The following is a 25,556-nucleotide window of genomic DNA, read 5'->3' as shown; positions in this document are numbered from 1 at the left end:
CAGAGACACAGACGACGGACGGAGCAACAACACCATGCGCACCTTCGGCTTTCCCGAATTCCTTTTCATCCTCGAAGCGGCCAAGTGGACGCTCGCGCTGTCGGCCATCGCCTTCGTGGGCGGCGCGATCCTGGGCCTGGCGCTGGCGCTGATGCGCACGTCGGAGTCGACGTGGGCGCGCGGCGCGTCGACCACCTTCATCCAGGTCTTCCAGGGCACGCCGCTGCTGCTGCAGCTGTTCCTGGTGTTCTTCGGCGCGCCGGTGCTCGGGCTGGACATCAACCCGTGGATCGCCGCCGGCGTGGCGCTCATCCTCAACAGCGGCGCCTTCCTCGGCGAGATCTGGCGCGGCTGCATCCAGGCCATTCCGCGCGGGCAGTGGGAGGCGGCGCAGGCCCTGAACCTCAAGTACTTCGACCGCATGCGCGACGTGGTGCTGCCGCAGGCCTTGAAGATCGCGCTCGCGCCCACGGTGGGCTACCTGGTGCAGATCATCAAGGGCACCTCGCTGGCGGCCATTATCGGCTTCGTGGAGGTCACGCGCGCGGGGCAGATCGTCAACAACGCCACCTTCCAGCCGCTCATCGTGTTCTCGGTGGTGGCGGCGATCTACTTCGTCATCTGCTGGCCGCTGTCGCTGCTGGCCGCGAGCATGGAGCGCAAGCGCGCCCGGGCCCTGGCCCGCTAAGCCCCTTTCGCTTTCTTGGTTCTTCGTTTTTCGTTCTTCGTTTCTCTTTCTTCCTCAGGAGACATCCAATGACCCGTACCACCTCGCGCCGCGTCGCGCTCGCAGCCCTCGGCCTCGGCGCCGCCCTCACCGTGTTCGCTCCCTTCGCCTCGGCGCAGAGCGTGGCCGACATCAAGAAGAAGGGCGAGATCACCATCGGCATGCTGGTCGACTTTCCGCCCTACGGCACCACCGACGCGAAGAACCAGCCCGACGGCTACGACGCCGACGTGGCCAAGCTGCTGGCCAAGGACTGGGGCGTGAAGGCCAACATCGTTCCCGTGACCGGCCCCAACCGCATTCCCTTCCTGCTGACCAACAAGGTCGACCTGCTGGTGGCCTCGCTGGCCATCACGCCCGAGCGCGCCAAGCAGGTGCAGTTCTCGCAGCCCTACGCGGCCGCCACCATCGTGCTGTACGGCGCGATCAAGACCCCCATCAAGGCCGCTGGCGACCTGAAGGGCCTGCGCGTGGGCGTGGCCCGCGCCTCCACGCAGGACGTGGCCGTGACCAAGGCCGCCCCCGAAGGCACCGAGATCCGCCGCTTCGACGACGACGCCTCCGCCATGCAGGCACTGATCTCCGGCCAGGTCGACGCCATCGGCTGCTCGGTGACCGTCGCAGCCCAGATCGCCAAGCGCGTGCCGGCCAACACCTTCGAGAACAAGTTCACGCTGGTGCAGCAGTCGATGGGCATCGCGATGCGCCCCGGCCAGGAAGAGCTGCACAAGGCGGTGAACGACTTCGTGCAGAAGAACACCGCCAATGGTGAGCTGAACAAGCTGTATCAAAAGTGGCTGCAGGCAGACCTGCCCAAGATGCAATAAGCAACCCCGAGGCTGAAGGAATCCTGGCATGACGACGGAATCGATCATCCGCATGGAAGCGGTCAACAAGTGGTACGGTGAATTCCAGGTGTTGACCGGCATCGATCTGTCGGTGCGCCAGGGCGAGCGCATCGTGATCTGCGGGCCCTCGGGCTCGGGCAAGTCCACGCTGATCCGCTGCATCAACCGGCTGGAGACGGTGCAGAAGGGCCGCATCGTGGTCGACGGCATCGACCTCACGGCCGGCGGCAAGAACGTCGATGCGGTGCGTGCCGAGGTGGGCATGGTGTTCCAGCAGTTCAACCTGTTCCCGCACCTCACCATCCTCGAGAACTGCACGCTCGCGCCGATGCGCTCGCGCGGCATGACGAAGGCGCAGGCCGAGGAGGTGGCAATGAAGTACCTCCAGCGCGTGCGCATTCCGGAGCAGGCCAACAAGTATCCGAGCCAGCTCTCGGGCGGCCAGCAGCAGCGCGTCGCGATCGCGCGGGCGCTGTGCATGGCGCCCAAGATCATGCTGTTCGACGAGCCCACCTCTGCGCTCGACCCCGAGATGGTCAAGGAAGTGCTCGACACCATGATCACGCTGGCCGAAGACGGCATGACCATGCTGTGCGTGACGCACGAAATGGGCTTCGCCCGCAGCGTGGCCGACCGCGTGATCTTCATGGCCGAAGGAAAGATCGTCGAGCAGGCGCCGCCGCAGGAGTTCTTCGGCAACCCGAAGGACGAGCGCACGCGCCAGTTCCTCGGCCAGATACTGAGTTCGCACCAAAACCACTGACCTGCCCACTGATGTCCTTCGAGGTTCTCGTTTCCCTTTCGTCCTTCGGCGCGGCCGAGGTGGGGCGGCACGGCCAGCTCTGGTGCTCGCAGCTCTCTCGCGCGGCGGGCGCCGACTCGGTGGAAGTGCGCGGCGAGATGCTGCGCGACGCCGATGCGGAGCTGCCTGCGCTCAACGGTCTGGCTTCGGTCTACTCCAGCCCCGAGGGCTTGTGGGCCGAGGGCGGCTGGCTCGACAGCGCCGCGCTCAAGCGCGGCATCGCCGCCGCCACGCGCGTGGGCGCGAAGCGGCTCAAGATGTCCATCGGCGACTTCCGGCCCTCGTCTCACGGCTCGCTGTGGGGCCTGAAGGTGGAGCTGGCCGAAACCCGCGTCGAGCTCCTGATCGAGAACGACCAGACCGTGCGCGCCGGCACGCTGCCGGCGCTGCAGGCCTTCTTCGACGCGGCCGACCGCGCCGGCCTGACGCTGGGCATGACCTTCGACATGGGCAACTGGCACTGGCTCGGCGAATGCCCTCTGCTGGCCGCGCAGGCGCTGGGCCATCGCGTGCGCTACGTGCATTGCAAGGGTGCGCAGCGCCTGCCGCACAAGTGGGTGGCGGTGCCGCTGGGCGATTCGGTCGCGCCGTGGCGCTCGGTGTTGCGCGCGCTGCCGGCCGACGTGCCGCACGCCATCGAATACCCTCTGGTGGGCGACGACCTGCTGGCCGTTACCCGCGCACAGATCGACTTCATCCGCGCCGCACGCGCATAGAGACGAATAAAAACATGACAGAACCCACCGCCTTCGACGTCGCGCTCTTCGGCGAGGCCATGCTGCTGCTGGTGGCCGACCGGCCCGGGCCGCTGGAGGAAGCGCAGTCCTTCCACAAGCGCACCGCCGGCGCCGAGACCAACGTGGCCATCGGCCTCTCGCGCCTGGGCCTGAAGGTGGGCTGGGCCAGCCGGCTCGGCACCGACTCCATGGGCCGCGCGCTGCTGGCCGCGATGCGCGCCGAGGGCATCGACTGCTCGCACGTGATCACCGACGCGACGCAGCGCACCGGCTTCCAGTTCAAGGGCCGCGTCACCGACGGCAGCGACCCGCCGATCGAATACCACCGCAAGGGCTCGGCCGCGAGCCACATGGGCCCGGCCGACGTCGACGAAGCATGGCTGCGCTCGGCGCGCCACCTGCACGCCACCGGCGTGTTCGCCGCCATCTCCGACACCAGCCTGCAGGCCGCGCTCAAGAGCATGGACGTGATGCGCGCCGCCGGCCGCACCATCTCCTTCGACACCAACCTGCGCCCCACGCTGTGGTCGTCCACCGAGACCATGCGCCACTGGGTCAACGAACTCGCCTCGCGCGCCGACTGGGTCTTGCCCGGCATCGAAGAAGGCCTGCTGCTCACCGGCCACAGCAAGCCGGAAGACGTGGCGAAGTTCTACCGCGAGCGCGGCGCCAAGCTGGTGGTGGTCAAGCTCGGCGCCGAGGGTGCCTACTACGACAGCGACGTGGCCGGCACCGGCCGCGTCGACGGCTTCCCGGTGAAGGAAGTGATCGACACCGTGGGCGCCGGCGACGGCTTCGCGGCCGGCGTGGTGAGCGCATTGCTCGAAGGCCGCAGCGTGCCCGACGCCGTGCGCCGCGGCGCATGGATCGGGGCGCGCGCCGTGCAGGTGCTGGGCGACACCGAGGGCCTGCCGACGCGGGCGCAACTCGAAGAAGCGGGGCTTTGACGACCATGACGAAGAAGAACGTGCTTGTCTTCCGGCCCTTGCCCGAAGACCAACTGGCTCGCCTGCAGGCCGTGCATCACGTGGTCGTGGCCGATCCGCGCAAGGAGCCCGAGGCCTTCGCCGCCGCGCTGCGTTCCGCGCACGGGCTCATCGGATCGAGCCACCCGGTCGATGCCGCGCTGCTCGACGGCGCGCCGCAGCTCGAAGTGATTTCCAGCGTGTCGGTCGGTGTCGACAACTACCCGCTGGCCGAACTGCACAAGCGCGGCATCGTGCTGTGCCACACGCCCGACGTGCTCACCGAGACGGTGGCCGACACGGTGTTCGCGATCCTCATGGCCACGCAGCGCCGCGTGGTCGAGCTTTCGACCATGGTGCGCGAGGGTCGCTGGACCAAGAACATCGGCGAGGAACTCTTCGGCACCGACGTGCACGGCAAGACGCTGGGCATCCTCGGCTTCGGCCGCATCGGCCAGGCCGTGGCGCGCCGTGCGGCGCTGGGCTTCGGCATGCCGGTGCTGTACCACTCGCGCCGGCCGGTCGATCTGGCAACGCAGGCGCCCGAGCTGCAGGGCCGCGCCACGCATACGCCGCTGGACGACCTGCTGGCGCGCTCCGACATCGTGCTCGCGATGCTGCCGCTGACCGATGCCACACGCGGCATGATCGACGCCGCCTTCTTCGCGCGTATGAAGCCCGGCGCAGCCTTCATCAACGGCGGCCGCGGCGCCACGGTGAACGAAGAGGCGCTGCTGAATGCGCTGGACCACGGCACGCTGCGCGCCGCCGGCCTCGACGTGTTCGCGAAGGAACCGCTGCCTGCCGATTCGCCGCTGCGCACGCATCCGCGCGTGACGCCGCTGCCCCACATCGGCTCGGCCACGCACGAGACGCGGCACGCGATGGCCGAACTGGCGACGACGAACCTGCTGCAGGTGCTGGCGGGCGAGAAGCCGACGGCGCCGTACGACACGGCGAGCGCATGACCTTCGCCGGCTGTTTCTCCCTCCCCCGCTGGGGGAGGGCAGGGGTGGGGGCAAGCGGCGCAACCATTGGGCGCCCTGCTTGCCCCCATCCCAACCTTCCCCCAGAGGGGGAAGGGGCAAGACCATGAAACCCACCGGCCGCGCCACCATCGCCGACGTCGCCGAGGCCGCCGGCGTCTCCAAGGCCACTGTCTCTCGCTTTCTCAACCACCGCGAGCGCCTGCTGAGCCCCGACATCGCCGCGCGCGTCGAAGTCGCCATCGCCAAGCTCGGCTATTCGCCCAGCCCCATGGCGCAGGCGCTGAGCCATGGCCGTTCGCGGCTGGTCGGCCTGATCGTGGCCGACATCACCAACCCCTATTCCGTCGCGGTGCTGCGCGGCGCCGAGAAGGCCTGCCAGGACGCCGGCTACCTCGTGATGCTGTTCAACCTCGGCAACGAGAGCGAACGCGAGCGCGAGGCCATCGACGCGCTGGCGGGCTACCAGGTCGACGGCTTCATCCTCAACACGCTGGGGCGCGGCAGCAACGTGGTCGACGCAGTCACGCTGCACGGCAAGCCGGCGGTGCTGGTGGACCGGCGCCACGCGGGCATGCACACCGACTTCGTCTCGCTCGACAACGATTCCGCGATGGCCGCCACCTGCGGCCATCTGGTCGAAGGCGGCTATCGCGAGCTGCTCTACATCACCGAGCCGCAGAAGGGCGTGAGCTCGCGGCGCGAGCGCACGGCCGCCTTCGGCGCCTGCGTGGCCGCGCACGAGCCGCGCGTGGCGGGCGAGGTGTTCGAGAGCGTGGAAGGCGAGACCGACGCGCTCGACGAGGCCCTGCGCGCCCTGCGCCAGCGCGCCAAGCGCGGCCGCCGTGCGGCGGTGGTCGCGGGCAATGCGGTGGTTACGCTGCGCATCGCGCAGGCGATGGCGCGGCTGGGCTGGCAGTTCGGCACCGATCTCGGCTTCGTGGGCTTCGACGATCCCGAATGGGCCTCGCTCATCGGGCCCGGCCTGAGCACCGTGGCACAGCCCACCGATGCCATCGGCCGCGCGGCCGCTACATGCCTGATCGAACGGCTGCGGGGGCTGGATGCGCCTGCGCGCCAGCTGCTGCTGCCTGGAGAACTGGTGGTGCGTGGCTCGTCGCGGGCCGTCTAGCGTCGAGCTCGGCGCGGTCGAAGGTCAGCGGTCCGCGCATCCATTCGGCGGCACGCTCCGCGATCATGATCGTCGGCGCATTGGTGTTGCCGCCGATCAGCGTCGGCATGACCGATGCATCGACCACGCGCAGGTTGGCAATGCCATGCACGCGCAGCTTCGCATCGACCACTGCCATCGCGTCGGTGCCCATCTTGCAGGTGCCCACGGGGTGGTAGATGGTGTCGGCGCGCGAGCGGATGTGCGAGAGCAGCTCCTCGTCGGTGTTCGCGCCGGCCGTGTAGAGCTCGGCCTGCCGGTATTTCTGCAATGCCGGCGCGCGCAGGATCTCGCGCATCTTCTTCACGCCTGCGAGCAGCCGCGCGACGTCGTCCTCGTGCGAGAGGAACTTCGGATCGATGCGCGGCGGCGTTGCCGGATCGGCGTCGTTCAGCCGCACGTCGCCGCGTCCCTTGGGGCGCAGCACGCAGGCATGGCATGAGAAGCCGAAGCCGCCGTGCAGCTTGCGCGCGTGATCGTCGACCAGCGCGATCACGAAGTGCAGCTGCAGGTCGGGCTTGTCGAGTTCGGGCGATGTCCTGATGAAGGCGCCGGCCTCGGCGTAGGGCGTGGCGATCAGGCCCTTGCCGCTGCGCCTCCATTCGGGAATTGCCTTCGCGAAGTTCAGCAGCCCCATCGGGCCGAGCCCGGGCAGGCCCTTCTCCTGCGTGCGATAGGAGAGGATGAAGTCGACGTGGTCCTGCAGGTTGCGTCCCACGCCCGGCAGCGCATGGCGCACCGCGATGCCGTGCCGCACCAGCTCTTCCGGATCGCCGATGCCCGACAGCATCAGCAGCTGCGGCGAGTTGAAGGCGCCGCCGCACAGCACCACTTCGCGGCGCGCGAAGAGGGTGTCGGTTTCGCCGTCGCGGCGTATCTCGACGCCGGTGGCGCGACGCTCGTCGAGCAGCACGCGCTGGGCCTGTACGCCGGTCATCACCGTGAGGTTGGAGCGCGCGTTCATCACCGGGTGCAGGTAGGCAGCCGCCGCGGAGCAGCGCTCGCCGTTCTTCGTGCCGCCGTGGAACTGCGTGACCTGGTAGAGGCCGGCGCCTTCCTGGCGCACGCCGTCGTTGAAGTCGTCGTTGCGCGGAATGCCGCATTCCATGGCCGCGCGCACGAAGGCTTCGCCGATCTCGTGCGGCGACTGCTGGTCGGCCACCTGCAGCGGGCCGCCGGCGCCGTGCATCGCGCTCTCGCCGCGCTGGTTGCCCTCGGCCCGTTTGAAGAAGGGCAGCACGTCGTCGAAGGACCAGCCGGTGCAGCCTGCGCGCTCCCAGTCGTCGTAGTCGTCGGGATGGCCGCGCACGTAGAGCATGGCGTTGATGGCGCTGGAACCGCCCAGGCAGCGCCCGCGCGGCTGGTAGCCGCGGCGCCCGTTCAGGCCGGGCTGCGGCACGGTCTGGTAGGCGTAGTTGTTGATGCGCGGCCGCCCCGAGATCATGGCCGCCGCGCCGGCCGGTGCCCGCACCAGGATGCCGCGCCCGTCGCCGCCGGCCTCGACCAGGCAGACATGCACGGCAGGGTCTTCGCTGAGCCGCCCGGCCAGCGTGGCGCCGCCGGAGCCGCCGCCCACGATCACGTAGTCGAACTCCATGATGTGTCTTCCTCTGTGTTGTCTCGGGTCCCGGTCTTTGCCGGGCGTGCGGCTTTATAACCGCATCTCCGGGGGCGTGGGCAGTGAGCGGGCGCCTTCCTGTTCCTGGAGAGCGAGTTGTCGCAGTGCAGTCGTGCGGCCCTTCGAACGCCTTCTAGAATCGTCCGCGCATTTCCCCTCGCGGCTGTACGCAGCCCGCCCGGAGCGCAACGCTCCCCTTTCTACTTTTCCCCCTTGATGCCTTTCAGATTCCGACTTGCTCTTTCTTCTGTTTTCCTGGCTCTTTCCGTTTCCTGCGTCACCTCTGCCTGCGCCGCATCCTCCGCGCCCCAGCTCGTGCTCGTCCCCGAGTCCGAGCGGGCGCCGGAGGCAGCGCGGGTGCCTGCGCTCGACCGCGCCGTGACCGCCTTCGCCGGCCTGGCCTCCGGCTCCTACTACTGGCCTGAAGGCCTGCTGGCCGAGCAGCTGATCGCGGGGCTGGCATCGTCGCGCCATCGCCGGCAGCAGGCAGTGGCCGGCGGTCGGCGCGTGCTGTCGTCCTACCGCCTGCCCAACGGCGGCGGCGAGCGCGCGGCCCTGCTGGTGGATGACCGCAGCGGCGACGTGCTCGCTGCTGCGCTGGCGCATCGCGAGTGCGGCGTGGGCTCCTCGACAAAAGGCTGCCGCGACGACCAGCATGCCGTGCTCTCGATCTTCCTGCGCCCCGGCATCGATCGCGCGCAGGCACAGCCGCTGCTCGAATGGAGCCGCACGGTCCCGAACGAAGACCTGGACTCCGGCGAGGAAGAGAAGTTCGAGAAGACCGAATACACGACGATGGACGCGGCCCACACCAAGGCCTTGCCCGTGGTGCGCCCGAAGGGCTTCGCTGCGCAGGTGCCGCTGTACCCGAGGGCGGTGATCTATCGCACCGGCCAGGATGCGCTGAGCGACAAGAAGGCCAGGCGCGTGCTGCGCCTGCAGACCGTCGACAGCGTTGCGCAGGTGCTCGCGTTCTACAAGCAGTTGTCGCCGCCGCTCGACGGCATCGAGTCGGAAATGGACGGCGCTTCGGGCTACGTGCTCGGCAGCCGCAACGGCATCGCCTTCTCCGTCAACGCAAAGCCGCCGCGCGACATGCCGGCCATCACCAACATCGAAATCGAGATTGCCGAATGAGCGCGCTGATTCCAGGAAAGACTTTGGCGGTGCTGCTGCTCGCCTGCGCGCTCGGCATGCCGGCGCATGCGGCACCTGTCACGACCGAACTGCCTCCGCCCCGCCTGAAGCTCAGCGAGCAGCCGAAGATCCGCAGCGCCGTGATCGCGATGGTCGGCTATGCGCGCGGCAGCTACACCGATGGCGACAGGCTCATTGCGGCGCAAGTGCTGGACGGCATGCGCTCGCGCTTCGACGTCACGCGCACCGTATGGCCCGACGGGCGCACGGTGATCGCGTCGGTGAGCGGCGAAGGCCACGGCGAAGAGCGCTCGGCGCTGCTGCTCGACGGCGAAGGCCGCCTGCTGGCGCTGGGGCTGGTCAACGGCCACTGCCGCGAGTCCACCAGGCGCGACGAGCCCAAGGTGTGCAACCCCGACCCGCAGGCCGTGCTGACGATCTTCCACCCCGCCGACGCCAAGCCATCGGATGCCGAACCGCTGATCGCGTGGGCCAGGACGCTGCCTTCGTACCACGCGCTCATGGCGCAGAGCGACGATCCCGCGGAAGCCGCGGCCGCGCAGAAGATCGCGAGCGTCGAATACATCGCGGGCCAGCCGACGGCGCCGGGTTGGCGCGATGCGCAGTTGCCGGCGGGCTTTCCGGCTTCGCTGAAGCCGTTGCTGGTGCAGGCGGCGGAAGTGAACAGCACGGCCAGCGCCGGCAAGGTCGTGATGCCCAAGGGGCTGGCCGGCTTGCCGATGTACACCGATCGCGAGAACGCCCGGCTCAAGGGCGCACGCTGGCCCGATGCCGAGGTGACGCTGCGCAGCTACGCGCCCTTCGACGATCTGCTCGCCACCTACCGCGAACTGGCTGCGGGAGCGACCGTGGAGGCCGACAACGGCGAAGCCGTGCTCAGCGGCACCGACGGCGTGGGCCGCTACACCGTCAGGCTGCGCGACGCGAAGGAAACCGGCGTGTTCATCACGGTGTCGAGCTGGAAGCGCAAGTGACGATGCGCAGCCACGGCCAGCGGGCCTGGTAGTCGAGCGCCTTCACGCGAAACATCTCCGGCATCGGCAGCAGCGGGTTCATGCGCAGGATGCCGGCGGCCAGGTCGCCGAGCCCGTCGGGCGCGTAGAGCGAGCCGTCGGCCAGGTCGAGGCCCACGCGGGTGCAGGCGATGAGGTATCGGTCGATGCCTTCTCGCGCGGAGCGCAGGCGCGGGTAGGGCGCCTTGAAGCGCTGTTCGTACCAGAGATGCACGCGGGCCTGGTTCTTGACCTCGATGGCCGCGCCGAGGTCGACGGTGGCTTCGCGCACGCGGCGGATGACGGCGTCTTCGGCTTCCCACGACAGGTCGCTGTCATCGAAGTAGAAGACGTCGTAGTCCTTCACGCCCCAGCCCGGCGGGCGGCCAGCGGTGTGGTTCCAGGCGGCCTGGAAGATGCAGCCGGCCGTGAGGAAGCCCTGCTGCAGCCCGAGGCGGGGAAGGCGGTCTGCCAGCGCCGCGTTGACGGGGTCCTGCATCGCCTGCGCGATGAGGTTGTCGGGCGTCGGCGCCAATGCGGTCAGCCGATCTCGGCGATCAGCTCGATCTCCACGCACGCGCCCATCGGAATCTGCGCCACGCCGAAGGCGCTGCGGGCATGCGCGCCCTTCTCGGGACCGAAGACTTCGGCGAAGAATTCGCTCGCGCCGTTGGTCACCAGGTGCTGTTCGGTGAAGGTGCCGACCGAGTTCACCAGGCTCATCACCTTGACGATGCGCTTGACCTTGTTCAGGTCGCCCACGGCCGCGTGCAGCGTGCCCAGCAGGTCGATGGCGATGGCGCGGGCGGCCTGCTTGCCTTCTTCGGTGCCGATGTCGGCGCCGAGCTGGCCGGTCCAGACCTTGCCGTCCTTCTTGGCGATGTGGCCCGACAGGAACACGAGGTTGCCGGTCTGCACGAAGGGCACGTACGCGGCGGCGGGGGCTGCGACGGGCGGAAGGGTGATGCCGAGGCTGGAAAGTTTGTCGTAGACGCTCATTGGGACTCCTTGTCTTGGGAAGGCGATTGTGTCTGTGTTTGCGGCAGGCCATCGACCACTTCCCCCACCGGCTGCACGGTCACGCCGACGCTCAGCGTGTGCCTTGCGCCGCCATGGAGTACGCCGCGCATCGGCGAGACGTCGGAGTAGTCGCGGCCGATGGCCAGCGTGACGTAGTCCTCGCCGGGCTGGCGGCCGTTGGTGGGGTCGAAGTCGACCCAGTCGCCGGGGCTGCCGCCGGTGCCGTCGTCCTCGCCGGGCAGGTACACCGACACCCACGCGTGCGAGGCGTCGGCGCCCACCAGCCGGGGCTGGCCGGGCGGCGGCTGCGTCAGCAGGTAGCCGCTCACGTAGCGCGCGGGCAGGCCCATGGTGCGGAAGCACGCGATCATGATGTGGGCGAAGTCCTGGCACACGCCCTTGCGCTGCGCGAGGGCCTCGACGGCGGGGGTGTTGATCTCGGTGCTGTCGGCGTCGTAGGCGAAGTCTTCGTAGATGCGCTCGGTGAGGTCCATCGCCACCTCGAAGGTCGGGCGGCCGGGAATGAAGCTGGCGCGCGCGTAGGCCACGAAGTCGTCGTGGCGCGGCACGTAGGGCGAGGGGAAGACGAACTCCGACGCCGCGTCGAAGGTGGCGTCCTTGCGGAAGCGGAAGCGCTCGCGCACGGCCTCCCACGGCAGGTCGCGCGCCACGGCGGGCGAGAGCCCCGGCTGCGAGGTCTCGACCACGCTCTCGGCCGTGACCACCAGCTTGTCGTGCGTGGCCTCCAGCGCGAAGAACGCGCGCGTGTTGCCGTACAGGTCGGCCTGCTCGCTGCGCTGCGCGGGCGCTGGCTCGATGGAGAGCTTGTGGCTCACGAGCTTCTGCGAACCGGTGGCCAGCGGCTTCAGGTGCGCGAGGTGCTGCGCCGTCTCGACAGGCGGCGAGTATTCGTAGCGGGTTTCGTGTGTGACGTGCAGCAGCATGGCCGGTGCCCTCGGGTGGCTTGCGTCGTCCGCCTACTTCGACTCGGAGCCGAAGTACGAGGCGTAGATCTTCGCGTAGGTGCCGTCGGCGCGGATCGCCTCCAGGCCCTGGTTGATCTTCGCGAGCAGTTCGGCGTTGCCCCGCTTCACGGCAATGCCGTACTTCTCGACCGGGAAGCTGGTGTCGCTCACCGTCTTGAAGCCGCCGGCGGTGTTGTTGGCGAGGTAGTGCACCACCACGCCGTTGTCGGCCACCACGGCCTGCACGCCGCCGGCTTCCAGTTCCTTGAGCGCCAGCGGCGTCGACTCGAAGCGCTTGATGGCGGTGCTCGACTTGCCCAGCAGCTTGCCGACCACCTCGTCGCCGGTGGTGCCGTTCTGCACGCCGACCTTCAGGGGCTTGAGGTCCTCGAAGCTCTTGATGGGCGCGTCGTTGCGCACGGCGATGAGCTGGCGCGCGTCGAAGTAGGGCTGCGAGAAGTCCATCGTCTGGCGGCGCTCGTCGGTGATGGTGATGGCCGACACCAGCAGGTCGCGGTCGCCCTGGTCGAGCGAATTGAAGATGCCTTCCCACGGCGTGTTGACGAACTTCACCTCGAAGCCGGCCTTCTGAGCGACCGCCTTCACCACGTCGATGTCGAAGCCCACGATCTCGCCCTTGTCGTTCTGCGATTCGAAGGGCGTGTAGGCGGCGTCGGTGCCCACCACGAGCACGCGCGCGGCGGCGGGCGCCGGCGGTGCCGCAGAAACGGCCGGTGCCGATGCGGGCTCCTGCTTGCCGCAGCCGGCGATGGCCAGGGCCGCGAAGACGCTCGCGGCGGTGAGCGCCAGGCGGCGGTCGATGGTGATATGGCGGGGCATGGCGGTGGTTCTCCTTGAACTTATCGTGGAACGCCGCGGAACCGGCTGTGCCGGGCCGCAGGCGTTGCCCCCGGCGAGGGGGTGTGCGTAGCGACACGAAGTGCGCGAAGCATGGGGGAGTACCTGTTCAGGCTCCGACCGAGCGCAGCGACTCCGAGGTCAGCGTGAAGTAGCGCGTGCCGATGGCGTCGGACACGTGGTAGGCCGCGGTCTCGCAGCCGGCGAGCAGCTTCATCAGCTCCGGGTAGTCGGTGTCGGGCCCGGCGGCGCAAAGGTGCTCGAGCGTCCAGCTTGCAGGGTCGGGCAGCTCGTACGAAAGAGCGGTCAGCTTGCCCGGCGCGCTGCCGGCCAGCCGCGCGATGCGCCCGCGCAGGGTCTGCGTGACCCAGGCCAGCGATCGCGGGTTCTCGGCGTCGAGCACCAGCAGGTCGACCATGGTGGCGACGTCGCGGCGCTGCTGGTAGCGGGCGTGGAAGGTGATGGTGCTGTCGAAGAGTGCCACCATGGCCTCGAAGCCGCTCACCTCGTGCACCGCGCCGTTGTCGAAGCCGGCCTCCAGCGCGTTCGCGAGGAAACCCAGCCGCTCGATGTGGCGGCCGATGGACAAGAGCCGCCAGGCGTCGTCGCGCGTCATGCGGTCGGTCTGGGCGCCGGTCATGGCGGCGAGCGCGTTGCTGGCGGATTCGAGGGCGCGCAGCGCGGCGCTGGCGGCGAAGCTGCCTTCGTCGGCCTGCTCGGCGCAGCGGCGCAGGAAGTCGGCCTCGGTGCGCTCGATCTGGTTCCAGGTGTCCTGCGACAGGCGCTCGCGCACGGCGGCTGCGGCCTGCCGGATGCAGCGCAGGCTGAAGCCCACGCTGCCGCCGCGGGCCACGTCGCCCAGCTCGGCGATGAGCGCGCGCTCGAACACGCGGCGCGACTGCGGCGCGCTCGGCACGCCGGCCGGCACCAGCGCATTGCGCAGCGCCATGCGGTGCAGCCATTCGAGCAGCGGGCGCGAGGACTGGTCTTCGCTGCCCAGCAGGCTCAGCGTGAGGCGGGCGAGGCGCACGGCGTTCTCGGCACGCTCGGTGTAGCGGCCGAGCCAGAACATGTTTTCCGCAGCGCGGCTGGTGACCGGCGCGCGGTGCCGCGCGAGCGATGCCGGCGTGCTGTGCGGCTGCAGCAGCGTGGTGCGGTCGACCTCGCCGTGCGTCTGCACCCACACGTCGGCGCTGCTGCCGCCGCGCTGCATCGACGCGAACTGCGCATCGGGCTCGGTGAGCCGCGCCAGCCCGCCGGGCAGCACGCGCCACGACTGCGCGCCGTCGCTCACCGCGAACACGCGCAGCATCACCGCGCGCGGCGCGATGTGGCCGGGGCCCATGTCGTTGGCCCAGGTGGGCATCTGCGACAGCGCCATGTAGCCCTGCACGGTGTGGACGTCGCCCTCGCGCACGATGCGGCCGGCCCATTCGTCGAGCTCGCGCCGGCCGAGCTGGCTGCCGAGCACCGCGTCGAAGCTCGCGCGGCCATCGAATCCGGGGTAGGTGGGCTTGATGGCGCAGTCGCCGAGCTGCGGCAGCACCGACTCGAGCGCGGCGCGCTCGCCGCACCACCAGGTGGGCAGGGCGGGCAGCATGAGCTTCTCGTCGATCAGCCGGCGTGCCAGCCCCGGCAGGAAGCCCAGCAGCGCGGGCGACTCGAGAAACGCCGAACCCGGCATGTTGGCCACCAGCACGTTGCCCGCGCGGATCGCCTGCAGCAGGCCGGGAACGCCGAGCGTGGAGTCGGGGCGCAGCTCCAGCGGGTCGAGGAACTGGTCGTCCAGCCGCTTGATGAGGCCGTGCACCGGGCGCAGGCCCTGCAGCGTCTTCAGGTAGAGCCGCTGGTCGCGCACCGTGAGGTCGCTGCCCTCGACCAGCGTGATGCCCAGGTAGCGCGCGAGGTAGGCGTGCTCGAAGTAGGTCTCGTTGTACGGGCCGGGTGTGAGCAGCGCGATGTGCGGCGGTACGCCGGCCGGGCACATGCGCTGCAGGCCTTCCATCATGGCGCTGTAGGTGGCGGCCAGGCGCTGCACGTGCAGCGCCTCGAAGGCCTGCGGAAACTGCCGCGTGATGGCGAGGCGGTTCTCCAGCAGGTAGCCCAGGCCCGAAGGCGCCTGGGTGCGCTGCGAGACGACCCACCAGTTGCCGTCAGGGCCGCGCGCGAGGTCGAAGGCGGCGATGTGCAGCCAGGTGTCGCCCGGCGGCTTCACGCCGTGCAGCGCGCGCAGGTAGCCGGGATGGCCGCGCACCAGCGCCGGGGGGATCAGACCCTCGGCCAGCAGCTGCTGCGGCCCGTAGGCGTCGGCCATCACGCGGTCGAGCACGCGCACGCGCTGCAGCACGCCGGCCTCGATCTGGCTCCAGCTCTCGGGCGAGACGATCAGCGGGAACAGGTCGAGCGACCAGGGCCGCTGCGGGCCGTTGGCGTCGGCGTACACGTTGTAGGTGACGCCGTTGTCGCGAATCTGCCGCTCCAGGCTGGCCGCGCGCCGGGGCAGGTCGTTGAAGCCGCCCGGGCCGAGTTGTTCGAAGAAGGCGTTCCAGGCGGGGGTGAGCGAGGGCTGCTCGCCGGCGGGGGCCTGCGTCTGTGCCTGGGATTGCCACTGGGACGCAGCTTGGGAGGACGCCTGAGAAGAGGGTTGGGAAGAGCCCTGGGACTGCGATTGCCCAGCCGCCGCATCGTAGAGCTGCGGGGCGGCCGGGGCCGGAGCCGCCGAAGGCCCGGGCGCCGGTCGGACGGGCACCGCCGGCGTGGCCCGCCCGCGCAGTTCGTCGAAATGGCCGGGCAGGGCAGGCGGGGCGAGCGCCGACGCCAGGGCCGCCGGAAATTCCAGTGCCTGGGCGTCGAACAGGGATTCGTTCAAAGGTTCCACAGGGGGTGAATTGTCACACTGCCGTCACGGGGTGGCCGTTCGGGCAGTGTGACGGATGTCCCCTCAGCGCCGCAGATCGAGCGTGAACGGGAATTCGCGGCTGCCCGGCAGCTCGATGGTCGCCGGCGGCGTGCGCAGCAGGCCGGGGGTGTGGCCGGTGCGGGTGAAGCGCGAATGGCGGCGGCTTTCGGCCTCGTAGGCATTGACCGGGAAGGTCTCGTAGTTGCGTCCGCCCGGGTGGGCGACGAAGTACTGGCAGCCGCCCAGCGAGCGCTTCATCCAGGTGTCGACCAGGTCGAAGGTCAGCGGCGCATGCGCCTTGATGCTCGGGTGCAGCGCCGAAGGCGGGTTCCAGGCCTTGTAGCGCACGCCGGCCACGAATTCGCCGGTCACGCCGGTGGGCTGCAGCGGCAGCACCTTGCCGTTGACGGTGACGACGTGGCGGCTTTCGTTCAGCCCGGTCACGCGCACCTCGATGCGTTCCAGCGACGAATCGACATAGCGCACCGTGCCGCCGGCCGAGCCTTCCTCGCCCATCACGTGCCAGGGTTCGAGCGCATTGCGCAGCGAGAGCTCGACGCCCATGGCCTGCATCTGGCCCACCAGCGGGAAGCGGAACTCGAAGTGCGGCGCGAACCAGTCGGCGTCGAAAGCGAAGCCGGCCTGGCGCATCTCGCTGATGACGTCGTCGAAGTCCATCTTCACGAAGGTCGGCAGCAGGAAGCGGTCGTGCAGCTCGGTGCCCCAGCGGGTGACGGGTGCCTTGTAGGGCTCGTCCCAGAAGCGGGCGACCAGCGCGCGAATGAGCAGCTGCTGGGCGACGCTCATGCGCGCATGCGGCGGCATTTCGAACGCGCGCAGTTCCAGCAGGCCGAGGCGGCCGGTGCTGGAGTCGGGCGAATACAGCTTGTCGATGCAGAACTCGCTGCGGTGCGTGTTGCCCGACACGTCGATCAGGATGTTGCGCAGCGTGCGGTCGACCAGCCATGCGGGCATGTTCTGGCCGTAGATCTCGCGATTCTTGGCGATTTCCTTGAGCGCGATCTCCAGCTCGTAGACCTGGTCGTTGCGCGCCTCGTCCACGCGCGGGGCCTGGCTCGTCGGGCCGATGAACATGCCCGAGAACAGATAGCTCAGCGACGGGTGGTTGTGCCAGTACAGCAGCAGGCTGGCCAGCAGCTCGGGCCGGCGCAGGAAGGGGCTGTCGGCCGGCGTGGCGCCGCCCAGCACGAAGTGGTTGCCGCCGCCGGTGCCGGTGTGGCGGCCGTCGGTCATGAACTTCTCGGCCGACAGGCGGGTTTCGAAGGCGGCGTTGTAGAGGAACTCGGTGTGGTCGACCAGTTCCTTCCAGTTGTGGGCCGGGTGGATGTTGACTTCGATCACGCCCGGGTCGGGCGTGACGGCCAGCATCTTCAGGCGCGGGTCGCGCGGCGGCGGATAGCCTTCCATCACGATGCGCACGCCCAGGTCGCGCGCTGTGGCTTCCACGGCCGCGACGAGGTCGAGGTAGTCCTCCAGGCGCGCGAGCGGCGGCATGAAGACGTAGAGCACGCCCGAGGCATTGCCCTTCTTCTCGGCGGCAGGGCCGTTGGCGCGTCGCGGATCGCGCACTTCGACGCACAGCGCGGTGCGGGTGATCCAGTGGGCCGATTCGCCGCGCCGGGGCTGGCGGGTGGCGGTGGAATCGGCTGTGTCGTTGTCGTCCGCGGCGTCGCCTTCACCGTCGCTCGCGGCGCCCGGCGTCTGCATGCGCAGCGCGGAGGGCACGACCGGCGGCGTGCCGAAGGCATAGGGCACGGAACCGAGGTCGGCTCCGACGCCGCCGCCCGCTTCACCCGTGCCGCCCACGCCAACGGCGTAGCGCGCGCGGTAGTCGGCCGAGCTAGGCAGCGCACCGCGCGGCGCGGTGGGATCGCGTTCGATCAGGTAGGGATAGTCGCCCTTGCTGGCCCACGGCTGCGAGTCGAGCGGCAGGCGGTAGCCCATGGGCGAGTCGCCCGGAATGAGATAGAGCCTGTCGTCGCGCAGGAACCAGGGGCCGGTCTTCCAGGCCGGGCCCGAGAGGGCGGGAGCATCACCGTTCGCATTGCCGGGCTCGATGGGCAGCATGTAGCCGATCACCGCGTCGAGCTTCTGCGTGAACACGCGACGCAGGCGCACGCGCTCCAGCTCGTCGTCGAGCTTCGAGTCGAAGGGGTCGACGTTGACGGGCAGGCGGCGTTCGCGCCAGAGGTAGTAGTAGATGTCCTCGTAGCCCGGCTGGATGTAGCGCTCGGTCAGGCCGAGCTTGTGCGCGAGCAGGTTCGTGAAGCGGCGCGCGTCCTCGCTCGTGTAGTGCGTGGGAAAGCGCTCGTCGGCGAACAGGTCGGGGTCGTGCCACAGCGGCTGGCCGTCGGCGCGCCAGAAGATCGACAGCGCCCAGCGCGGCAGCTGTTCGCCCGGATACCACTTGCCCTGGCCGAAGTGCAGGAAGCCGCCCTTGCCGTATTCGGCGCGCAGCTTGTGCACGAGCTCGGTGGCGTAGCCGCGTTTGGTGGGGCCGAGGGCGTCGGTGTTCCATTCGGGCGCGTCGCGGTCGGTGGTGGCCACGTAGGTGGGCTCGCCGCCCATGGTCAGGCGCACGTCGCCGGCCTTCAGGCGCGCGTCGACCGCATCGCCCAGCGCCAGCACGTCGGCCCACTGGTCTTCGGTGTAGGGCTTGGTGACGCGCGGCGACTCGTAGATGCGCGTGACCGTCATCTCGTGGCCGAACTCGACCTCGGATTCGTCCACGCCGCCCTCGATGGGGGCGGCGCTCGAAGGCGTTGGCGTGCAGGCCAGCGGGATGTGGCCCTCGCCAGCCAGCAGGCCCGAGGTGGCATCGAGGCCGATCCATCCCGCGCCGGGCAGGAACACCTCGCACCAGGCGTGCAGGTCGGTGAAGTCGACCGTGGTGCCGCTGGGGCCGTCGAGCGCCTTCACGTCGGGCGTGAGCTGGATCAGATAGCCCGAGACGAAGCGCGCGGCCAGCCCGCAGTGGCGCAGCAGCTGCACCAGCAGCCAGCCCGAGTCGCGGCAGGAGCCGCTGCCGTTGGTGAGCGTTTCTTCCGGCGTCTGCACGCCGGGCTCCATGCGGATCAGGTAGTTGACGTCCTTCTGGACCTGCTGGTTGATGCCGACCAGGAAGTCGATGGTGCGCTGTTCCTTGCGGTCGATCTTGTCGAGGTAGGCCTGCAGCAGCGGCGTGACCGGATCGGCCACGAGATAGGGCGCCAGTTCCTCGGCCTGCGAGGGCTTGTACTTGAAGGGGAAGTTCTCGGCCTGTGGCTCGAGGAAGAAGTCGAAGGGGTTGTAGACCGCCATCTCGACCACGAGGTCGACGGTGACCTTGAACTCGCGCGTTTTTTCGGGAAACACGAGCCGCGCCTGGTAGTTGGCGAACGGGTCCTGCATCCAGTTGACGAAGTGCTCGGCCGGCTCGACCCGAAGCGAATACGAGATGACGTTGCTGCGGCAATGCGGCGCGGGCCGCAAGCGCACGACCTGCGGGCCCAGCTGCACCAGGCGGTCGTACTTGTAATGGGTGACGTGGTGGAGAGCGGCGTGAATGGACATGCGTTTTTGTGTGCAGTACTGGCAGATTGCATCGAGAAGATGTCTCTGGTGAGACGCATACTAGCCGAGATGCTTAGCAATTAACGCGCCACTGAGCGTGAGTCTGGGGAGGGTTTGCATCATGGTTTCGGGAGTTGTCCGATGACGCGGAATCGCGCGTCTCGCCGGGCCGTGGGCGCCGCCGGCGCGTTCGCGGCGCTGGGCGGTTCGCTGCTGGGAGCGGCCTTGCAACTGCAGCAGCCGATGCTGTGGCCGGCATGGGTTTATGCCGGTTTGCTATGTGCCGCAACGGCCGGCATGTGGTGGCGGCTGCCGCCGGGCAGGTTGCTCCTGTCGATCGCCCTGGCATGCGGGGCGATGGCCGGCTCGGGGCTCGCGGGATGGCGTGCCGTAGCCTATGCCGAAGGTGCGCTGGCCCCCGAGATCGAAGGGCGCGACCTGCGCGTCACGGGTGTCGTTGCGGAGATGCCCCAGCGCAACGAGGCCGGCACGCGCTTCACGCTGGATGTCGAGTCCGCCCGATGGGCCGATGCCGGCACGCAGGGCCTGCCCGCCGTGCCCGATCGCATCGCGCTTGGCTGGTATGCCGAGGGCTCCAGCCTCTGGAGCCGCTCATCCCGGGTCGCCACCGACGTCGCCTCGCTGCACGCGGGCGAGCGCTGGAGCCTGACGGTGCGGCTGAAGGCGCCCCACGGCAACCGCAACCCGCATGGCTTCGACGGCGAACTCTGGATGTGGGAGCAGGGCCTGCATGCCAGCGGCCATGTACGCAGCGGCACGCGCGACGTGGCGCCGGTGCTGGTGGGCTCCACCTGGCGGCACCCCATCGAGCGGGCTCGCGAGGCCGTGCGCGACGCCATCTTCGAGCGCGTGCCCGACCGCGCCCGCGCCGGCGTGATCGCGGCCCTCGTCACCGGCGACCAGAACGCGATCGACCGCGCGGGCTGGGATGTGTTCCGTGCCACGGGCGTGGCGCACCTGATGTCGATCTCGGGCCTGCACGTCACGATGTTCGCCTGGCTCGCCGCGCATGGGGTCGGCCTGCTCTGGCGCCGCAGCGCCCGGCTGATGCTGCGGCTGCCCGCGCAGCAGGCGGCGCTGGTCGGCGGCGTGCTGCTGGCTGCGCTCTATGCGCTTTTCAGCGGCTGGGGCGTGCCGTCGCAGCGCACGGTGTGGATGCTGGCTACGGTCGCGCTGCTGCGCCTCACCGGGCGGCGCTGGCCCTGGCCGAACGTGTGGCTGCTGACCGCCGCCGTGGTGGTCGCGCTCGATCCTTGGGCGCTGATGCAGGCCGGCTTCTGGCTGAGCTTCGTGGCGGTGGGCGTGCTTTTCGCGACCGATGCCGGAATGCCGGGTGAGCGGCAGGCAGGCGCGGCCGCTCGGCTGCTGCGCCTCTTCCGCGAGCAATGGACCATCACGCTCGCGATCACGCCGCTGAGCCTGCTGCTGTTCCAGCAGGTGTCGCTGATCGGGCTGGTGGCCAATGCGGTGGCGATTCCCTGGGTGACGCTCGTGATCACGCCGCTGGCGATGCTCGGCGTGGCGGTGCCGCCGTTGTGGGACGTGGCGGGCTGGGCCGTGCATGCGCTGGCGCTCCTGCTGCAATGGCTGGCCGGCCTGCCGCATGCCACGCTGTCGATGGCGGCGCCTCCGCTTTGGATGGCCGGCTGCGGCGTGGGCGGCGGCGTGTTGCTGGCGATGCGGCTGCCATGGTCGCTGCGCAGCCTCGGCGTTCCTCTGCTCCTGCCGGTGCTGCTGTGGCAGGCACCGCGGCCTGCGGTGGGTGAGTTCGAGCTGCTCGCCGCCGACATCGGCCAGGGCAACGCCGTGCTCGTGCGCACTGCCACGCACAGCCTGCTCTACGACGCCGGCCCGCGCTACAGCCTCGAGAGCGACGCGGGCCATCGCGTGCTGGTGCCGCTGCTGCGGGCCTATGGCGAGCGGCTCGATACGCTGGTGGTGAGTCATCGCGATGCCGACCACATCGGCGGCGCGCCCGCCGTGCTCGCGATGCAGCCCGGGGCCGAACTGCTGAGTTCCATCGAGGCGGCGCATCCGCTGCAGGCGACGCGCGCGGCAAGGCGATGCGAGGCTGGGCAGTCGTGGACCTGGGACGGCGTGCGCTTCGAGGTGCTGCATCCGTTCGAGAGCGACTACAGGAGCTTCACCAAACCCAACGCCGTCTCGTGCGTGCTGCGCATCGACAACGGACGCGCGGCTGCGCTGCTCGCCGGTGACATCGAGCGGCTGCAGGAAACGGCGCTCGTCCTGCGCACGCCGCAACTGCTGCGCGCCGACGTGCTGCTGGCGCCGCACCATGGCAGCAAGACTTCCTCGGGCGAAGCCTTCCTCGACCAGGTCCGGCCGCGCATCGCGCTCGTGCAGGCGGGGTACCGCAACCGCTTCGGCCATCCGGCCCGGGAAGTGGTCGAGCGCTACCTCGAACGGGGCGTGCGGCTGATCGAGAACACCCGCTGCGGCGCCGCGCACTGGAGCAGCCTGAGCCCCGCCGACGTGGCCTGCGAGCGCGAGCGCCGCGCCCGGTATTGGCAGCACCGCCTGCCCCCTTTGGAGCTTCCGGACCCCTGAAACTGTGAATTAATTGTCAAAAGTAGCTTAAAGGTATTCATTTTCATGAATCCACGCTGATCAATCCTGCGTTGTACTGCTTGACTACAACTCGGCAACAAGGGGGCAACATGTACAACCGTCCACGTTCGCGGTGTGGCGTGACCGCAGGGTGCGTTTCATGACGACAGCGGTTCCGGCCATCACCAGCGCGAGCGCCGCGCCTGCGTCGGGCGCGCGGCTCGAAATGCACCGCGAAGGTCCGGTGCTCATCCTGACGCTGAGCAACCCCGAGGCGCGCAACGCCATCAATCCCTCGGTCTACCGGACCGCAGCCAAGGCGATACGCGCCACCGCGGGCTTCCGCACGGTGCGCGCCATCGTGCTGCGGGGGGAGGGCGATCACTTCAGCGGCGGCGGCGACCTGCGGCGGCTGGCCCGCCAGCGAAAGCTGCCGGCCGCCGAGCAGCGCGGCCACATCGACGCGCTGCACGAATGGCTCATGGCGATCGAGGAGGCGCCGCAGCCCGTGATCGCCGCGGTCGAGGGGGCGGCGATGGGCGGCGGCTTCTCGCTGTGCCTGGCCTGCGACCTCATCGTGGCCGCCGAAGATGCGAAGTTCGCGATGTCGTACATCAACGTCGGCCTCTCGCCCGACGGCGGCGGCACCGATTCGCTGGCCCGTGCGCTGCCGCCGCAGGTCGCGCTGGAAATGCTGCTCGACGGCACGCCCTGCACCGCCGGGCGGCTGCACGAGCTGGGCGTGGTCAACAAGGTGGTGCCGCACGGGGAAGCCTGCGCCGCAGCCCTCGCCTGGGCGCAGCAGCTAGCGCGAGGCCCGTTCGAGGTGCAGGCGCGCATCAAGCAGCTCGTGTATTCGGCGCGCGGGCGCAGCCGGCGCGAGCAGCTGGAGGCCGAACGCGAGTCCTTCCTGGCCAGCCTCTACAGCGACGAGAGCGGCGAGCGCATCAAGGAATTCCTCTCGCCCCGCAAGAAGCAGGAGGCGAGCGAGGCCGGGGGCGAGGAGGGCACCGCCGCCTGAGCGCGGAAAGATCATCCGGCCCGTCTCCGGCCTCGGCATCAGGGGTTCTACTGGCCCTGAACTTGCTAAGCTATGAGTTCAAGGAGATTGGTCGTTCCATGCACAAATTCGACGAGATGTACGAGCAGCTTCCCTACGCTGGAGCTGCGATCCGACAGCACTACAAGCGCTACGACCAATGGCTCGCGAAGCAACCCGGTGAGGTGATGCGTTCGCGGCGTGAAGAGGCGGAAATGATCTTCCGCCGGGTCGGCATCACCTTCGCGGTGTACGGCGCCAAGGACGAGGACGGCTCCGGCACCGAGCGGCTCATACCGTTCGACCTGCTGCCTCGAATCATTCCCGCCCACGAGTGGGCGAGCATGGAAAAAGGACTGGTGCAGCGCGTGACGGCGCTCAACCGCTTCCTTCACGATGTCTACCACGACCAGGAAATCATCAAGGCCGGCATCATCCCGGCCGAGCAGATCCTGAACAACGCCCAGTTCCGCCCCGAGATGATGGGCGTGAACGTGCCGCACAACGTCTACTCGAACATCTCGGGCATCGACATCGTGCGCGCCCCCGATGCCTCGGGCAACGGCGAGTACTACGTGCTCGAAGACAACCTGCGTGTGCCCAGCGGCGTGAGCTACATGCTCGAGAACCGCAAGATGATGATGCGGCTCTTCCCCGAGCTCTTCAACCAGAACCGCATCGCGCCGGTCGCGCATTACCCCGACCTGCTGCTCGAAACGCTTCGCGCCAGCGCGCCGCCGGCCACGGCCGAGCCCACGGTGGTGGTGCTCACGCCGGGCATGTACAACAGCGCCTACTTCGAGCACGCCTTCCTCGCCCAGCAAATGGGCGTGGAGCTGGTCGAGGGGCAGGACCTGTTCGTGAAGGACAACTTCGTCTACATGCGCACCACGCGCGGGCCGAGGCGCGTGGACGTCATCTACCGCCGCGTGGACGACGACTTCCTCGACCCCGAGGTGTTCCGCCCCACCTCGACGCTGGGCTGCGCAGGCCTGATGCGCGCCTACCGCGACGGCAACGTCGTCATCTGCAATGCGGTGGGCACGGGCGTGGCCGACGACAAGTCGATCTACCCCTACGTGCCGAAGATGGTGGAGTTCTACCTCGGCGAGCAGCCGATCCTGAAGAACGTGCCCACCTACATGTGCCGAAAACAAGGACGAGCTGCAGTACACGCTCGACAACATGAAGGACCTGGTCGTCAAGGAAGTACACGGCGCCGGCGGCTACGGCATGCTGATCGGCCCCGCCGCCACGCAGGCCGAGATCGAGGACTTCAAGAAGGCCGTGATCGCCAAGCCCGACGGCTACATCGCCCAGCCCACGCTGAGCCTGTCGACCTCGCCCACCTTCGTCGACGCCGGCATCGCGCCGCGCCACATCGACCTGCGCCCCTTCGTGCTCTCGGGCAGCGAAGTGCAGATGGTGCCCGGCGGCCTCACGCGCGTGGCGCTCAAGGAAGGCTCGCTGGTGGTCAATTCGTCGCAGGGCGGCGGCACCAAGGACACCTGGATCCTCGAAGCCGATCGCACACCCAAGCCCAAGGCCGCGGCAGAGCAGTCGCAAAGCCAATCGTAGAAGGACAAGAAAGATGCTGTCACGTACCGCCGACCATCTCTACTGGATGTCCCGCTACACCGAGCGCGCGGAGAACACCGCGCGCATGCTGGACGTCAACTACCAGACCTCGCTGCTGCCGCAGTCCGCCGAAGTCGCCAAGTACGGCTGGCAGGGCGTGCTCTCCATCAGCGAACTGCTGCCCTGGTACAACCAGAAGTACGACCAGATCGCGCCCAAGGAGGTGATGGAGTTCATGGTCAAGGACGAGAGCAACGCCTCGTCCATCGTCTCCTGCCTCAAGGCCGCCCGCGAGAACGCACGCGCCGTGCGCGGCGCGCTCACCACCGAAGCCTGGGAAACGCAGAACACCACCTGGCTTGAAGTCAATCGCATGCTGCGCTCGGGCGACTTCGAGCGCGACCCAGGCCAGTTCTTCGAGTGGGTCAAGTTCCGCTCGCACCTGTCGCGCGGCGTCACGCTGGGCACCATGCTGCAGGACGAGGCCTTCTACTTCTCGCGCCTGGGCACCTTCCTCGAACGCGCCGACAACACCGCGCGCCTGGTCGACGTGAAGTTCCACGCGCTCAACAGCGAGTTCTTCGGCGCCGCCACCGAGGAAGATCAGGAATACGACTTCTACCACTGGAGCGCGATCCTGCGCAGCGTCTCGGCCTTCGAGGTCTACCGCAAGGTGTACCGCGACGTGATCAAGCCGGAGCGCGTGGCGGAACTGCTCATTCTTCGCGCCGACATGCCGCGCTCGCTGCATGCGAGCTTGGTCGAGGTGGTCAACAACCTGGCGAAGGTTCAGAACGAGCAGAGCGCTGAAACGCAGCGCCGTGCCGGAAAGCTCCTGGCCGATCTGCAATATGCGCGCGTCGACGAAATTCTGGCGACGGGGCTGCATGCGTATCTCACGCAATTCCTTGATCGGGTGAATGAGTTGGGGGTGCGGATCAGCCAGGATTTTCTGGTTCCGGCGCATTGAAATGCGAAAGCGTCATCTCCCTTGCGGGAGATGACACCCGCTCCGCTCAGCGCCAACTTTT

Annotated in this window: 19 protein-coding genes and 1 pseudogene; 13 read left to right on the top strand and 7 right to left on the bottom strand. The window is 69.0% G+C overall.

Going from position 1 to position 25,556, the window contains the following annotated elements; translation table 11 throughout:
* Positions 1 to 34 precede the first annotated feature (34 nt).
* The 7 genes from ACHMXA_RS22625 (at position 35) to ACHMXA_RS22595 (ending at position 6,197) form a co-directional block, all read left to right on the top strand.
* The gene (locus ACHMXA_RS22625; RefSeq protein ID WP_176668203.1) at positions 35 to 688 is read left to right on the top strand and encodes an amino acid ABC transporter permease; all 654 of its coding nucleotides are present in this window, start codon (positions 35 to 37) and stop codon (positions 686 to 688) included.
* Positions 689 to 756: 68 nt separating this feature from the next.
* On the top strand, positions 757 to 1,554 hold the full coding sequence (locus ACHMXA_RS22620; protein WP_395316390.1) for a transporter substrate-binding domain-containing protein: 798 nt from the start codon (positions 757 to 759) through the stop codon (positions 1,552 to 1,554).
* Between the two features lie 28 nt (positions 1,555 to 1,582).
* Positions 1,583 to 2,338 carry an amino acid ABC transporter ATP-binding protein gene (locus ACHMXA_RS22615; protein ID WP_176668205.1) on the top strand — a complete coding sequence of 252 codons (756 nt, stop codon included), beginning with the start codon at positions 1,583 to 1,585 and terminating at the stop codon, positions 2,336 to 2,338.
* An 11-nt stretch (positions 2,339 to 2,349) separates the two neighbouring features.
* Complete coding sequence (locus tag ACHMXA_RS22610; RefSeq protein WP_176668206.1) at positions 2,350 to 3,093, top strand: sugar phosphate isomerase/epimerase; 744 nt, start codon at positions 2,350 to 2,352, stop codon at positions 3,091 to 3,093.
* A 14-nt stretch (positions 3,094 to 3,107) separates the two neighbouring features.
* Positions 3,108 to 4,061: a sugar kinase gene (locus tag ACHMXA_RS22605; protein ID WP_176668207.1), complete on the top strand. Its 954-nt coding sequence runs from the start codon at positions 3,108 to 3,110 to the stop codon at positions 4,059 to 4,061.
* Between the two features lie 5 nt (positions 4,062 to 4,066).
* Positions 4,067 to 5,047: a D-glycerate dehydrogenase gene (locus ACHMXA_RS22600; RefSeq protein ID WP_176668208.1), complete on the top strand. Its 981-nt coding sequence runs from the start codon at positions 4,067 to 4,069 to the stop codon at positions 5,045 to 5,047.
* Between the two features lie 124 nt (positions 5,048 to 5,171).
* Positions 5,172 to 6,197 carry a LacI family DNA-binding transcriptional regulator gene (locus ACHMXA_RS22595; protein ID WP_176668209.1) on the top strand — a complete coding sequence of 342 codons (1,026 nt, stop codon included), beginning with the start codon at positions 5,172 to 5,174 and terminating at the stop codon, positions 6,195 to 6,197.
* Here the strand turns inward: ACHMXA_RS22595 and ACHMXA_RS22590 are convergent.
* The gene (locus ACHMXA_RS22590) at positions 6,097 to 7,833 is read right to left on the bottom strand and encodes a GMC family oxidoreductase (protein WP_395316389.1); all 1,737 of its coding nucleotides are present in this window, start codon (positions 7,831 to 7,833) and stop codon (positions 6,097 to 6,099) included. The two genes, ACHMXA_RS22595 and ACHMXA_RS22590, sit on opposite strands and share 101 nt — an antisense overlap.
* A 378-nt stretch (positions 7,834 to 8,211) precedes the next feature.
* Between ACHMXA_RS22590 and ACHMXA_RS22585 the strand changes: the two genes are divergently transcribed.
* Positions 8,212 to 8,991 carry a hypothetical protein gene (locus ACHMXA_RS22585; protein ID WP_371132287.1) on the top strand — a complete coding sequence of 260 codons (780 nt, stop codon included), beginning with the start codon at positions 8,212 to 8,214 and terminating at the stop codon, positions 8,989 to 8,991.
* Positions 8,988 to 9,986, top strand: a complete 999-nt coding sequence (locus ACHMXA_RS22580) for a hypothetical protein (RefSeq protein ID WP_176668211.1) — start codon at positions 8,988 to 8,990, stop codon at positions 9,984 to 9,986. Before ACHMXA_RS22585 ends, ACHMXA_RS22580 begins: the two co-directional genes overlap by 4 nt.
* Here ACHMXA_RS22580 and ACHMXA_RS22575 read toward each other — a convergent pair.
* From ACHMXA_RS22575 to ACHMXA_RS22550, 6 genes are all read right to left on the bottom strand, one after another.
* Positions 9,958 to 10,539, bottom strand: a complete 582-nt coding sequence (locus tag ACHMXA_RS22575) for a nucleotidyltransferase family protein (RefSeq protein WP_256099221.1) — start codon at positions 10,537 to 10,539, stop codon at positions 9,958 to 9,960. The genes ACHMXA_RS22580 and ACHMXA_RS22575 overlap by 29 nt on opposite strands.
* A 5-nt stretch (positions 10,540 to 10,544) precedes the next feature.
* The gene (locus ACHMXA_RS22570; protein ID WP_176668212.1) at positions 10,545 to 11,003 is read right to left on the bottom strand and encodes a RidA family protein; all 459 of its coding nucleotides are present in this window, start codon (positions 11,001 to 11,003) and stop codon (positions 10,545 to 10,547) included.
* Positions 11,000 to 11,968, bottom strand: coding sequence for a transglutaminase family protein (locus ACHMXA_RS22565; protein ID WP_176668213.1), 969 nt, complete (start codon positions 11,966 to 11,968; stop codon positions 11,000 to 11,002). The genes ACHMXA_RS22570 and ACHMXA_RS22565 overlap by 4 nt, the downstream gene beginning before the upstream one ends.
* Positions 11,969 to 12,001: 33 nt before the next feature.
* Positions 12,002 to 12,829 (bottom strand): basic amino acid ABC transporter substrate-binding protein, encoded by an 828-nt coding sequence (locus ACHMXA_RS22560; RefSeq protein ID WP_176668214.1) that lies wholly within the window; start codon positions 12,827 to 12,829, stop codon positions 12,002 to 12,004.
* A 127-nt stretch (positions 12,830 to 12,956) separates the two neighbouring features.
* Entirely contained in the window at positions 12,957 to 15,725 is a 2,769-nt protein-coding gene (locus ACHMXA_RS22555) for a circularly permuted type 2 ATP-grasp protein (protein WP_176668215.1), read from the bottom strand.
* A 63-nt stretch (positions 15,726 to 15,788) separates the two neighbouring features.
* The gene (locus tag ACHMXA_RS22550) at positions 15,789 to 19,319 is read right to left on the bottom strand and encodes a DUF2126 domain-containing protein (protein ID WP_176668216.1); all 3,531 of its coding nucleotides are present in this window, start codon (positions 19,317 to 19,319) and stop codon (positions 15,789 to 15,791) included.
* Positions 19,320 to 19,460: 141 nt separating this feature from the next.
* On the opposite strand from ACHMXA_RS22550, the gene ACHMXA_RS22545 reads away from it, so the two are divergent.
* From ACHMXA_RS22545 to ACHMXA_RS22530, 4 genes and pseudogenes are all read left to right on the top strand, one after another.
* Positions 19,461 to 21,908 carry a DNA internalization-related competence protein ComEC/Rec2 gene (locus tag ACHMXA_RS22545; protein ID WP_176668217.1) on the top strand — a complete coding sequence of 816 codons (2,448 nt, stop codon included), beginning with the start codon at positions 19,461 to 19,463 and terminating at the stop codon, positions 21,906 to 21,908.
* A 160-nt stretch (positions 21,909 to 22,068) separates the two neighbouring features.
* On the top strand, positions 22,069 to 22,929 hold the full coding sequence (locus tag ACHMXA_RS22540) for an oxepin-CoA hydrolase, alternative type (RefSeq protein WP_176668218.1): 861 nt from the start codon (positions 22,069 to 22,071) through the stop codon (positions 22,927 to 22,929).
* Positions 22,930 to 23,027: 98 nt separating this feature from the next.
* Positions 23,028 to 24,525, top strand: a pseudogene (locus ACHMXA_RS22535) (circularly permuted type 2 ATP-grasp protein).
* A gap of 13 nt (positions 24,526 to 24,538) precedes the next feature.
* Complete coding sequence (locus tag ACHMXA_RS22530; RefSeq protein WP_019656032.1) at positions 24,539 to 25,495, top strand: alpha-E domain-containing protein; 957 nt, start codon at positions 24,539 to 24,541, stop codon at positions 25,493 to 25,495.
* Positions 25,496 to 25,556: the final 61 nt, after the last annotated feature.

The sequence above is a fragment of the Variovorax sp. UC74_104 genome, assembly GCF_044055375.1.
Taxonomy (GTDB): domain Bacteria; phylum Pseudomonadota; class Gammaproteobacteria; order Burkholderiales; family Burkholderiaceae_C; genus Variovorax.
This window is presented reverse-complemented; position numbering and strand designations above follow the sequence as displayed.

Coding starts and splice junctions, on each gene's coding strand:
- ACHMXA_RS22625 (WP_176668203.1), top strand. CDS start 35: ATGCGCACCTTCGGCTTTCCCGAATTCCTTTTCATCCTCGAAGCGGCC.
- ACHMXA_RS22620 (WP_395316390.1), top strand. CDS start 757: ATGACCCGTACCACCTCGCGCCGCGTCGCGCTCGCAGCCCTCGGCCTC.
- ACHMXA_RS22615 (WP_176668205.1), top strand. CDS start 1,583: ATGACGACGGAATCGATCATCCGCATGGAAGCGGTCAACAAGTGGTAC.
- ACHMXA_RS22610 (WP_176668206.1), top strand. CDS start 2,350: ATGTCCTTCGAGGTTCTCGTTTCCCTTTCGTCCTTCGGCGCGGCCGAG.
- ACHMXA_RS22605 (WP_176668207.1), top strand. CDS start 3,108: ATGACAGAACCCACCGCCTTCGACGTCGCGCTCTTCGGCGAGGCCATG.
- ACHMXA_RS22600 (WP_176668208.1), top strand. CDS start 4,067: ATGACGAAGAAGAACGTGCTTGTCTTCCGGCCCTTGCCCGAAGACCAA.
- ACHMXA_RS22595 (WP_176668209.1), top strand. CDS start 5,172: ATGAAACCCACCGGCCGCGCCACCATCGCCGACGTCGCCGAGGCCGCC.
- ACHMXA_RS22590 (WP_395316389.1), bottom strand. CDS start 7,833: ATGGAGTTCGACTACGTGATCGTGGGCGGCGGCTCCGGCGGCGCCACG.
- ACHMXA_RS22580 (WP_176668211.1), top strand. CDS start 8,988: ATGAGCGCGCTGATTCCAGGAAAGACTTTGGCGGTGCTGCTGCTCGCC.
- ACHMXA_RS22570 (WP_176668212.1), bottom strand. CDS start 11,003: ATGAGCGTCTACGACAAACTTTCCAGCCTCGGCATCACCCTTCCGCCC.
- ACHMXA_RS22565 (WP_176668213.1), bottom strand. CDS start 11,968: ATGCTGCTGCACGTCACACACGAAACCCGCTACGAATACTCGCCGCCT.
- ACHMXA_RS22560 (WP_176668214.1), bottom strand. CDS start 12,829: ATGCCCCGCCATATCACCATCGACCGCCGCCTGGCGCTCACCGCCGCG.
- ACHMXA_RS22550 (WP_176668216.1), bottom strand. CDS start 19,319: ATGTCCATTCACGCCGCTCTCCACCACGTCACCCATTACAAGTACGAC.
- ACHMXA_RS22545 (WP_176668217.1), top strand. CDS start 19,461: ATGACGCGGAATCGCGCGTCTCGCCGGGCCGTGGGCGCCGCCGGCGCG.
- ACHMXA_RS22540 (WP_176668218.1), top strand. CDS start 22,069: ATGACGACAGCGGTTCCGGCCATCACCAGCGCGAGCGCCGCGCCTGCG.
- ACHMXA_RS22530 (WP_019656032.1), top strand. CDS start 24,539: ATGCTGTCACGTACCGCCGACCATCTCTACTGGATGTCCCGCTACACC.